This is a genomic window from Treponema sp. UBA6852 (genome assembly GCA_002449305.1).
In the GTDB taxonomy this organism is placed as follows: domain Bacteria; phylum Spirochaetota; class Spirochaetia; order Treponematales; family Treponemataceae; genus Treponema_D.
The window spans coordinates 1-11,099 of record DKDI01000046.1 but is presented as its reverse complement, the minus strand read 5'-3'; the positions used below and the strand labels follow the sequence as shown (position 1 = coordinate 11,099).

Here is an 11,099-nt window from a genome sequence, read left to right as displayed (position 1 = left end):
AAAAAAACAACAGGCAGATTGCCGATTTGATAGAAAACTGGCTCAAAGCGCGGAAGCTGTAAGGTGAGCTAGAAAAAATTGAACTGCCCTGTGAGATCTTGCAGGGCAGTTTTTTTTATAATTCAATCTAAGCCAAGCTTATTTTACCAGCCTAGTGTCTTCCTAAAAAAATTATCTCAAGCTCTTTGGAAGTTTTATTACGTAAATCACGTCGTCGTCAATGCTGTCTGTTCCGGGGAGCTTTTTCTGCACAAGCTGGTTGTTTTCAACATTGATTGCAAAGTCGTTGTCGTTTGCCACGGCGATTGTGCTGCTGTCTAAAATCCAAAGGCCTTCAAGCTTGTCGTGCGGATATTTGTTCGGAAGATATTCCACAAGGTCAACAAGGAATTCCTTTTTTACAGGCTTGATTCCGGCCGCCTCAATCTCTTCCGTGCCGCACTGCTCAAGAGTTTTTCCGTTCAGCAAAAGTCCTTCTTTCGATTCTGGATTTTCTCCTGTTATGTCTGTCGCGTCTTTAAGGTCAATCTTGAAAAGATACTTATGCGCTTCCTTTTCGCCGGAAAACTTTCCGTCACGCTCAATTACAGCAAATTCTGTGTTTGAAAGAGCCGTAATTCCGCAGGTTGAATCTGTCTCCTTGTTCTGGATATATGCGTACTGCTTTGTGCTTCCAGTTTTAATGTCGAAAGTTACAATGCGCACAAGCTGCTTGTTTGAAATCTCTTTTTTTGAGGGATTGAAAAGTGTGGACTGCATGATTCCGACAAGAGTTTTTCCGTCAGGAGTTACTGCAAGCCCTTCCATTCCACGGTTCGCACGGCGGCGCGCAAGAACTGCCGGAAGATGCCTTTTTCCTGTGTCCATTCCGAAAGGGCTTATTCTTTCAATCTGCTTTCCGTCCGCGTCGTAATGGACAATGTGCGGCCCGTACTCATCGGAAATCCAGAAACTTCCGTCTTTCATAGCGACGATTCCCTCGCTGTCAAGTCCGTACTCGTCTGTTCCAAGAATGTTTCCGTCAAGGTCGTAGGCGATTTCTCCGGTCGCGCCTTTTCCGGCAGGATTTGGAAGCCCGGTTATATCTTTTCCGTCAGGAGTTTTAAGAGTGATTTCCTTTACAAGCGAAACTGAGCCGTCATCGTTCATCTTGAAAAGTCCGATTCTTGGCGCGTAAGAAGGAACCGGGAACATTTTTCCTTTTCCGCTTCCGCCCTTGAAGTCGATGTTCGGTCCGCGGTCTGTCAACAAATAAAATAGACTTGAATCCGTTGGATGGGCGCATGCGTCCGAGCCGTATCCGCCGTTTTGGATTTCCACTCCGCTTGCTGTCTTTGCAAGAACAGTGTAGGGAACTTTGCTTCCATTTAAGCCGACTTTTTCAAACGGAGAAGATGAATCTGCTCCCGCCTTTGATGTTGAAGCGCAGGAAACCGGCAAGAAAGCTGCCGCTGCCGCCAATACGTAAAATAATTGCCTTTTCATAAAAACCTCTTTGATTATGTTTTACAAAAAAGATAAACGCGGACTGTAAAATTTTTATTAAGAAACTGTTAGGTTAAGGATAATTTGTTATTGAAATCCATGCTATAATATCCCCATGCCAGTACACGTTAGCATCCTCCAAACTGCTTGTCGAAAAAAATCTTGTGTAGTATATTGGGCGAAAGAAATTGTTTGGACATTGGGTTGCGTTTTGTCTTGGCTTTTTTTACTGTTTTCTAAATTGCAAAAGGTTTTGGGATTTTAAATTTATGTTCGGATTAAAGCTAAAAAATTGGAAGGCTGCCGGAGTTTTTTCATTCTTATGTATTTTTTCTGGAATTGAAATTTTTTCGCAGACATCAGGAACTGTAGAAGAATGTTCATTCGGAGTTTTCCGCTCTCAGTACGGCGATATGTTTGATGTTCGCTACTGGCAAAATCAGCTTGACGGAAATTACTATTTTCACACAGGTCTTTATGACGATGCTATTAATTTTGCCTGGTCGGTGAATTTTCTTGGAATTTACTGGGGCGCAGGTTACAATGCAAAAATAATGAATCACAAGCCGTGGCCGCATAATCTGACCGACATGGATGTTTGCATAATGGCAGGCATTCCGTCTCTTGGGCTTGGAGTGCGCGCAAGTTATTTCGATAAAAACGTTTACAAGGGGCTTGGCACTGCTGCTCCGAAAGTTGAAATCGGAAAAACTTTTGAATCTGTCCCTGTTAAGATTGGATTTGAGGCTGAAGGAAAATTCAGATACTGGAAAGCCCTTTGTCTTGACGTGGCACAAATTCCTTTTATTTTTAAGTTGGATTTTTCGCCGGACGGAATGTGCGGAGCAGGAGGAACTTACACCGTGATGCCGACTTTAAAATATCCTTCTGCAGTGAATGAAGTTTCGGGGCTTGTTCCAATGCAGGGATTTTCTTTTTGGGCCGGGTGGAAATGGAATATTCTTGACAATTTAAAATTTGGTTTGCGTCCGTCATTTATGATGAATTTCAACTGTGTAAACACTGCGGATAATTCCGTAAACAAAAGAATTGCTGAACTTGAAAAAAACGGTGTTGGAAAAGTTGTAGAAAACACAAACTGGATTCCAGAAAACGGAAACGCGGAGTGGAGGGTGAGTGTTCCTTTTTCAGCAATTTATGACGTTACAGAAAATATGCAGCTTATTGTTGGATTTAAATGCGGATTTTACTGGGCGAATTTTGATCACATGAGTGAACTGCACACCGGCGGACGGAATCTGCACGGAACTGTAAACGAAACTGGATTTGCGCTTGGACTAAAACTTGAAATGAACGAAAATGCAGTTTTTCAAATTGGCTCTTCGTATACAAGGCAGCTTTCTTTAAATCCAGAAGGAAACACAACTGGTTCGCCTAAAGATTACGAAACTGATGCTCCGAATATTTCGCTTTCAAATCTTTTTGACCAGCCTGTTGTAGCTTCACTTACTCTGCGGTTTTAATTCAGACTACTTCACAAAATATTTTCCGTCGGAAGTTTCTGAAATTGTAAGCGTGGTTGTGTGTTTTATTCTGCGGCTGTAGGTTGCCTTTAAATACATTTGTTTAGTCTGCAAATTTATTCCTGAAAAGAATTCAATTTTTGTAACTTCCTGCTCGCATTTTATTGTTGCAATTGTTCCAGGATTAATTCGTGCGTACAATTTTGTTGAGTCATCAAATGTAAATCCGATTACAAACGCAGTGTCTTTTGTCGTGTCCTTTATGCTTAGCTCAAAAGTTTCATCTGTTCCAAAATGACAGGCGGAAAAGAGAACTGCGGATGAAATCAGTGTAAAAATTAAAATGCGTTTTGAATTAAACATTGAACAACATGATAATATTTGTTCTTATTCTAGTAAAGTTTAAATTTAAACCGATATATTTTTTGTGGAAGAAAGAAGTTGTTTTTGGTAGAATTAATTTTATGGAACAGGACATTCGCTGGAAACAGAGATTTCAAAACTATTGCAATGTGCTGGAAAATTTTTCAGAAGCCATAGAACTTTTATCTAAAAGAACTTTGTCCAAGCTTGAAAAACAGGGCTTGTTCAAAGTTTTGAATTCACACAGGAACTTTCATGGAAAGTTTTAAAAGATTTTCTTGAATACAAGGGCGCAGCTTCCCAGATAATCGGATAGAAAGATGCAATAAGAAACGCTTATTCTGTCGGGCTTATAAAAAACGGCGACATCTGGATGGATATGATTGCCAGTAGGAATTTGTCTAGCCACGCTTATGATGAAGATTCTGTTCAGCAGATAATTGATAAATGCGTTTTAGATTATCATAAGGAATTTTTAAATTTAAAAGAAACACTGAAAAAAAATTTATAATGGCTTTTGGACTGACTTTAAAACAAGAAAAAATTATAAATGAAATATTCTCAAAATATTCGCAGATAAAAAAAGTTGTTGTTTATGGAAGCCGTGCAAAAGGAAATTTCCAAGAAGGCTCTGACATAGATTTAACAATAATTGAAGAAGAAATTCCAAGTTCTGTTCTTTTAGAACTTGTGAATGATTTTGACGATTCCTTGCTGCCAATAAAAGTTGACATATCGATTTTTTCAAAACTCACGAACCAAGATTTAATTGACCATATAAAAAGAGTTGGACAAGTTTTCTATCAGAAATAACGAGCGTTGAGAAAATCTGCGTTTTGTGCTAATCTCTTCCATATATTCAATATTTATCTTAAGAACAATTCGAGGACTCTATGAAACTTTGGGAAAAAGGCGCTTTTCTTTCGGGCGGAAAATTGGTTGAATCCGTGCCGGGCAAAAATCCTGCTGACTGTGCGAAAAACACAATCGCTTATTCTATTCTGCAGAAACACAACACTTCGGGCGACGCTTCTAAGCTGAAAATCAAATTTGACAAAATCACTTCACACGATATTACTTACGTCGGAATTATCCAGACGGCGCGCGCTTCGGGGCTTGAAAAGTTTCCGATTCCTTATGTTCTGACTAACTGCCACAACTCGCTCTGCGCGGTTGGCGGAACAATCAACGAGGACGACCACATGTTCGGTCTTACCTGCGCTCAGAAATACGGCGGAATTTACGTTCCTCCACATCAGGCTGTAATCCACCAGTTTGCGCGCGAGATGCTTGCAAAGTGCGGCGACATGATTTTGGGTTCAGACAGCCACACCAGATACGGCGCGCTTGGAACTATGGCGATTGGTGAGGGCGGCGGCGAGCTTGCAAAGCAGCTTTTGGGAAAGACTTACGATGTGAATATGCCGGGCGTTATCGCGGTTTACCTGACAGGCTCTCCAGTTCCGGGTGTAGGTCCGCAGGACGTTGCTCTTGCTATTATCAAGGCTGTTTTTGCGAACGGCTACGTCAAGAACAAGGTGATGGAATTTGTCGGCCCTGGAGTTGCGAATCTTTCCGCTGACTTTAGAATCGGCGTTGACGTTATGACGACTGAGACAACTTGTCTTTCTTCAATCTGGTCAACTGACGAGAAAATCCGCGAGTTCTATTCAATCCACGGAAGGGAAGGCGACTACAAGGAGCTGAATCCGGGGACTGACGCTTATTATGACGGCGCGATTGAGCTTGACTTGGGAGAAATCCGTCCGATGATTGCCATGCCGTTCCATCCTTCTTGCGCATATACAATAGAAGAAGTTAACAAGAATCTTATGGATATTCTTGATGAAACTGAAAAGAGAGCGAAAGTCTCATTCGGCGACAAGGTGAACTTTACGCTCAAAAACAAGGTGATTGACGGAAAGCTTTACGTTGACCAGGGCGTTATCGCAGGCTGCGCGGGCGGCGGTTTTGAGAACATCTGCGCGGCCGCCGACATCCTGAAGGGAAAGGACACTGGAAACGGCAAATTCCTTCTGAACGTTTATCCGGCTTCTATGCCGGTCTACATGGAGCTTATGAAGAACGGAGCGTTTGCCTCGCTTGTTGACGCCGGCGCAATCGTCAAGACTGCTTTCTGCGGACCTTGCTTCGGCGCAGGCGACACTCCTGCAAACGGCGCTCTTTCAATCCGCCATTCAACAAGAAACTTCCCGAACCGCGAGGGCTCAAAAATTCAGAACGGACAGATTGCCTCTGTTGCGCTTATGGACGCGCGCTCAATCGCTGCGACTGCTGCAAACAAGGGCTTCCTTACTGCGGCTACAGACTTGGCAGACGGCGAGTTCAGCAAGAAAAAATATTTCTTTGACAAGACAATCTACGAAAAGCGCGTTTACGACTCAAAAGGAGTTGCGCATCCTGAAGTTCAGATTCAGTTCGGCCCGAACATCAAGGACTGGCCTGAGATGCAGCCGCTTTCAGACGACATCCTGCTCAAGGTTGTATCTGAAATCCACGACCCGGTTACAACTACGGACGAGCTTATTCCTTCGGGCGAGACTTCAAGTTTCCGCTCAAATCCGCTTGGACTTGCGGAGTTCACTTTGAGCCGCAAAGATCCTGCCTACGTTGGACGCGCAAAGGCTGTGCGCGACAGGTCGGAAGAGGTCATGGCGGAAGTGAGCCGCGCGGAAAAAATCTTGGAAGAAAAATATCCTGAGTTCAAGGGAAGAATTGAAAAGGCGGGGCTTGGCTCTACAATCTACGCTGTTAAGCCGGGCGACGGCTCAGCGCGCGAGCAGGCGGCAAGCTGCCAGAGAGTTCTTGGCGCGAGTGCGAACATTGCAAGCGACTATGCCACAAAACGCTACCGCTCGAACCTGATTAACTGGGGAATGATTCCGTTCCTTTACAAGCAAGGGGATTCGGCTGCGGCAGAAAACCTTCCGTTTGCGAACGGCGACTACATTTTTGTTCCGGGCGCAAAAAAGATGATTGCGGAAAAGCTCCCTGTCATAAAAGCCTACGCAGTCCGCGCCGACGGCACAACCGCCGAGTTCGACCTTGCAACCGGCGACATGACCGACGACGAGCGGAAGATTATTCAGGCAGGATGCTTGATTAACTTTTACAGGGGATAAAATTTAATGGGAAAAGGTTCTTCTTTTTGAAGAACCTTTTTTTCTGCTTCGAGAAATTATGGTGAATAAAATTACAATTTTATTTTATAGTTTTGTATTACGGTAGAAAAATAAAAAACATGATATAAAATGATTTATGTAGAGAATAAAAATGAAAAAGAGAAGTTTATTTGTTTTTTATATTACGATGATACTATTTTTTACAAGTTGTGTCTCATTGAAAGATGCTTCTGTTTATAAAAATGAAAATCTACCGTCTGGCAGTTCCTTTTCAGGATGCAATGATTGCGTATCTTGCGATAAAGCACGATTGCGAAGTTTGGACGAATGACAAGCACTTCAGGCTCATGCAAGTTGTCTTGCCTTCATTAATATTATTCAGGCAGGCTTGAACTGGCAAACTGCAACTGAAAGGCACTGTTTCGCTTTATGTGGGACGGAGCCTTTTTTTTGTGCGGAAAATGGTTTTTCCTCAATAACCTTATGCGAAAAATGCAATGTAAAATCCGCTTCTTTGCTCTGCGGCTCCTTCTGTTAAATCTAAAACATAAAATGTGATAATTTTAGCTTTTAACGCTCATAAAATGTGTAAATCTTTACTTGTCAATAAGCAAGATTTTGACAGCATGGCAGAATTCGGTGCGTAAAACGCACTTTCGCTCCCGCTTTTCTTCCTGTAAAATATTCTACAATAAAACAGTAACTGCTGCTTGACAAATAAGGAATGAAGAACACAATCTTGTCAGAACTCAGAACTCAGAACTCAGAACTCAGAACTCAGAACTCAGAACTCAGAACTCAGAATAGCAACACTGTCTTCAGGCGATTATATAAAGAATAAAACGAAGACCGTTGTATTGCGGCGCGCAAAAATTTGCGCGCCTGCAGCACAGCGGTCTTTTTTTGTTTAAATCATTTTTCGAAGGAGAAAAAAATGAAGAAATCAAGAATTTTTGCCGCGCTTGCGGCAATGGCAATGGGGCTTGCAGTCTTTGGCTGCAGCGATGGTTCAGGTGATGGAACTATTACTGGCGGTTCGACTTCTGAATCTGCAGTATTTCAATCAACCAGATTTTATGAAGGAACAATTCAGATTGAATACAAAGCTGACGGCACTTATTTAATGACTTGGTCTTTGGGGGACTATTCTGCGGCGAACGCTACAAACAAAGGAAAAGGCACTTACAAACTGGACGGTACTTTTGAGAACGGCACAATTCATCAGCACCAGACCCACTCGTCAGACACACTTTCTAGTGAATGGGTAGCAGAAGTAGAAGATAGCGACCTTGCTGTAAAAGATGGAAAATTCACGGTAGATATAGATGAAATTGTAACTTTTACAAAAGTTGGCTCTTCAAGCTCTTCTGGCAGCGAAACTGGTTCAGAGAGCGGCAGCACTGGAGGTTCAACATCCAGCGGCGGTTCAGAAAGCGGCAGCACTGGAGGTTCAACTTCCGGCAGTATCGAGCCGAATCCAGAGGGCTTTGTGAAAATTCCTGCCGCTTCAATTGCCGGAACAGAAAAATGGACTCCGGAATCAGAGGTGTTCGTAAGCGGACGTAAACTTGAAATCGCCTCGTTCTACATGAGCGACCATGAGGTAACACGCGGAGAATACAAGGCTGTAATGGGAAGCGACCCAAGCAAAGCCGACGCTTACGACAAGGACGGAAACAAGCTTAAAGGCGATGACAATGTAAAAAACAGCCCTGTAAGCGAATTAAACTGGTACGACACGCTTGTATACTGCAACATTCGTTCTATGAAGGAAGGCTTGACTCCTTGCTATGCAATTGACGGAAAACAGACCCAAAGGACTGGGGAAATGTTCCGGCTTCAGATAACAGCACATGGGATGCCGCGATATGCGACTTTAAAGCAGACGGCTACCGCCTGCCGACAGAGGCAGAATGGGAGTGGGCTGCGCATGGCGGCGAAAGCTACACCTATGCTGGAAGCGATGAGATAGACGATGTGGCATGGGCTGGAAACAATATTATATATGGAACAATGGATGTAAAGACTAAAAAGGCAAACGCTTACGGACTTTACGACATGAGCGGAAACGTATATGAATGGTGCTGGGATTGGGACAACGGCAAAATAGAAAGCTACACTCCAAGTACAGGCCCGGATTCGTATTCGAGAGATTACCGCTACCGTGGCGGCTTCCGCCTTGTTCGCAACGCCAACTAGCGTTGGCTTGTGCTGGAACTATTAGTAAAAAAAATCAACAAAAATTATAACAATTTTCGATTGTAATCAATAAATGTTATAATTTTTGTTGATTAGACTGTTTTATTGCCGTATAATCTTTGATATGAAAGAAATCAAGCGTGATTTGCAGAAAATTCTTGAGGGAAAAATAGGGAGCGGCAAGGTTCTGATTCTGATTGGACCGCGTCAGGTAGGAAAAACTACTCTGCTAAGAAAAATCCTTTCTGAAAATTTTGAAAATAATTCCGTTCAGTATTGGAATTGTGACGAGGTTGAAGTTAGAAAGATTTTATCAGAAGAATCTTCCGCTAGGTTCAAGTCTCTTATAGGAAATTCGAAATTTATTGTTATTGACGAGGCTCAGCGTATTCAGAATATTGGGCTTAAACTAAAAATCCTGCATGATAACTTTCCGGAAGTTCAAATTGCTGTAACCGGCTCTTCTGCCCTTGATTTGTCAAACACCATAAATGAGCCTTTGACCGGGCGAAAGTTTGAATATAATCTTTTCCCTTTTTCTACAAACGAGCTTGTTTTGAATTCAAATATGCTTGATGAGATGAAACAGCTTGAAAATAGGCTCGTCTATGGTTTTTATCCTGATGTTGCAAATAATCCTGGCGGGGAAAAAGAAATTCTTTCTAATATTGTTTCAAGCTATCTTTATAAGGATGTCTTTGAATTTCAAGATATTAGGAAACCTGCTGTGATTGAAAAGCTTGTTCAAGCCCTTGCTTTGCAGGTTGGAAGTGAAGTTTCTTTCAATGAGCTTGGAAATCTTTTGGGAATCGACACTCTTACTGTTCAAAAATATGTAGATTTGCTTGAAAAGGCTTTCGTTGTTTTTCATCTTCATTCATACAGCCGCAATGTTCGTAATGAACTGAAAAAAAGCATAAAGATTTATTTTTATGATAACGGTGTTAGAAATGCTGTTATCTCAAATTTTTCTCCCTGCGATTTGCGTTCCGATATTGGCATGATTTGGGAGAATTTTTTGATAAGCGAGCGTGTAAAAAACAACGCTTTCCATAACAGAAAAGCAAAATGCTATTTTTGGCGCACAACACAAAAACAGGAAATTGACTTTATAGAAGAAATTGACGGAAAATTTTCTGCTTATGAGTTTAAGTGCAATCCTAAAAAGGCGAATGTAAAATGTCCGTTGACATTCTCAAATAATTATCCGGAAATTTCTTTTTCTGTAGTGACAAAAGACAATTATATGGAATTTGTTACTGGTTAGCCATTTTTAATTGCGCGTCTGTTTTTATAACTTGACAAAATAGAATATACATTGTATATACTGAATGTATGGAGGCGCATTATGCAGACTGTAGTTCAGAAATGGGGGAATAGCCTCGGTTTAAGAATTCCTTCTCTTTGGGCAAAAGACAACAATGTAAGAAGCGGCAGTAAGATTGAAGTTATTGCTGAAAAAGGAAAAATGGTTATTCTTCCTCAGAAAAAATCACTTGATGATATGTTGGCTATGGTAACGCCAGAAAACATTCATTCAGAAGTTTCAACAGGCAATGCTGTAGGAAACGAAGAATGGTAAAATCAAAATATGTTCCTGAAAAAGGTGACTTGGTCTGGCTGGATTTTGATCCTCAGACTGGACATGAACAGAAAGGTCGCCGTCCCGCAGTTTGTGTTTCCCAGAAAAAATACAATCAGAAAATAGGACTTGCCTTGTTCTGTCCTGTTACAAGCCATATAAAGGGTTATCCCTTTGAAATCGTGCTGGAAAATCATTCTATCAACGGCTGCATTTTAAGCGATCAGGTAAAGAATCTTGACTGGACTCAAAGAAACTGTGATTTTATAGAAAAGACAACAGAGGAAGAAATAAATTCCGTTGTTGACAACATAAATCTGATGATTGAATAAAGCCTTTTAACGCTCTGAAAAATATTCCCAGTATGTTGAGTAAATATAGTTACTATATTTTAAAATAAAGTAACTATATTTGAAAATATAGTTACTTTATTCGGGCAACTTAGTTACTTTATTTTCTTAATGATATATAAATTAAGTTTCCGCTGCAGGCACAGTTATTGCCGCTCTCACTTACCTAAAAAATAAGTAGAGTAAAAAATAGCCGCCAAGTTTGACCTACTGCGGCGGCTATTATCGCATTTAGTGGAGATAACCCAAAGTTCGGGCATTTCCTTTCATTTAATATAACATATTGGTGTCATGCCGTCAAATTCCGGCCGAAATCCGAACATTGAAACTGCGCTTCTTTAAATCTATAATCAGTATATGAATGCTTTTTATGGAATTCTGATTCCTTTTCTTGGAACCACATTGGGCTCAGCCTGCGTTTATTTTCTTGGGAAAAATTTAAATAAAAATGTCCAGAAATTTCTTTTGGGTTTTGCATCTGGAGTAATGGTTG

12 protein-coding genes and 1 pseudogene are annotated in these 11,099 nt (G+C 41.4%); 11 read left to right on the top strand and 2 right to left on the bottom strand.

Annotation, left to right across the window (positions count from 1 at the left end; all coding sequences use genetic code 11):
• Positions 1–171: 171 nt before the first annotated feature.
• Positions 172–1,485 carry an esterase-like activity of phytase family protein gene (locus tag B3209_RS10735; RefSeq protein WP_296690595.1) on the bottom strand — a complete coding sequence of 438 codons (1,314 nt, stop codon included), beginning with the start codon at positions 1,483–1,485 and terminating at the stop codon, positions 172–174.
• Positions 1,486–1,754: 269 nt separating this feature from the next.
• Between B3209_RS10735 and B3209_RS10730 the strand changes: the two genes are divergently transcribed.
• Entirely contained in the window at positions 1,755–2,969 is a 1,215-nt protein-coding gene (locus B3209_RS10730; RefSeq protein WP_296664197.1) for a hypothetical protein, read from the top strand.
• Between the two features lie 6 nt (positions 2,970–2,975).
• On the opposite strand, the gene B3209_RS10725 is transcribed toward B3209_RS10730, so the two are convergent.
• On the bottom strand, positions 2,976–3,332 hold the full coding sequence (locus B3209_RS10725; protein WP_296664196.1) for a hypothetical protein: 357 nt from the start codon (positions 3,330–3,332) through the stop codon (positions 2,976–2,978).
• A 101-nt stretch (positions 3,333–3,433) separates the two neighbouring features.
• Between B3209_RS10725 and B3209_RS10720 the strand changes: the two genes are divergently transcribed.
• The 10 genes and pseudogenes from B3209_RS10720 to mazF all read left to right on the top strand — a co-directional run bounded on the left by B3209_RS10720 (position 3,434) and on the right by mazF (position 10,588).
• Positions 3,434–3,601: a hypothetical protein gene (locus B3209_RS10720; RefSeq protein WP_296690594.1), complete on the top strand. Its 168-nt coding sequence runs from the start codon at positions 3,434–3,436 to the stop codon at positions 3,599–3,601.
• Between the two features lie 2 nt (positions 3,602–3,603).
• A pseudogene (locus B3209_RS10715) lies at positions 3,604–3,843 on the top strand (nucleotidyltransferase substrate binding protein); the annotation flags it as partial.
• Positions 3,843–4,145, top strand: a complete 303-nt coding sequence (locus tag B3209_RS10710) for a nucleotidyltransferase domain-containing protein (RefSeq protein WP_296664195.1) — start codon at positions 3,843–3,845, stop codon at positions 4,143–4,145. The pseudogene B3209_RS10715 and the gene B3209_RS10710, both read left to right, overlap by 1 nt.
• Positions 4,146–4,225: 80 nt before the next feature.
• Positions 4,226–6,475, top strand: coding sequence for a hydratase (locus tag B3209_RS10705; RefSeq protein ID WP_296690593.1), 2,250 nt, complete (start codon positions 4,226–4,228; stop codon positions 6,473–6,475).
• A 242-nt stretch (positions 6,476–6,717) separates the two neighbouring features.
• Positions 6,718–6,867: a hypothetical protein gene (locus B3209_RS10700; protein WP_296690592.1), complete on the top strand. Its 150-nt coding sequence runs from the start codon at positions 6,718–6,720 to the stop codon at positions 6,865–6,867.
• A gap of 542 nt (positions 6,868–7,409) precedes the next feature.
• Positions 7,410–8,447 (top strand): SUMF1/EgtB/PvdO family nonheme iron enzyme, encoded by a 1,038-nt coding sequence (locus tag B3209_RS10695; protein ID WP_296690591.1) that lies wholly within the window; start codon positions 7,410–7,412, stop codon positions 8,445–8,447.
• A 5-nt stretch (positions 8,448–8,452) separates the two neighbouring features.
• Positions 8,453–8,674, top strand: a complete 222-nt coding sequence (locus B3209_RS10690; protein WP_414718102.1) for an SUMF1/EgtB/PvdO family nonheme iron enzyme — start codon at positions 8,453–8,455, stop codon at positions 8,672–8,674.
• Between the two features lie 124 nt (positions 8,675–8,798).
• Positions 8,799–9,941: an ATP-binding protein gene (locus B3209_RS10685; RefSeq protein ID WP_296690590.1), complete on the top strand. Its 1,143-nt coding sequence runs from the start codon at positions 8,799–8,801 to the stop codon at positions 9,939–9,941.
• A gap of 81 nt (positions 9,942–10,022) precedes the next feature.
• Positions 10,023–10,256: an AbrB/MazE/SpoVT family DNA-binding domain-containing protein gene (locus B3209_RS10680; protein ID WP_296690589.1), complete on the top strand. Its 234-nt coding sequence runs from the start codon at positions 10,023–10,025 to the stop codon at positions 10,254–10,256.
• A complete protein-coding gene (gene mazF / locus B3209_RS10675; RefSeq protein ID WP_296690588.1) occupies positions 10,250–10,588 on the top strand; it encodes an endoribonuclease MazF in 339 nt (112 codons plus the stop codon). The genes B3209_RS10680 and mazF overlap by 7 nt, the downstream gene beginning before the upstream one ends.
• Positions 10,589–11,099: the final 511 nt, after the last annotated feature.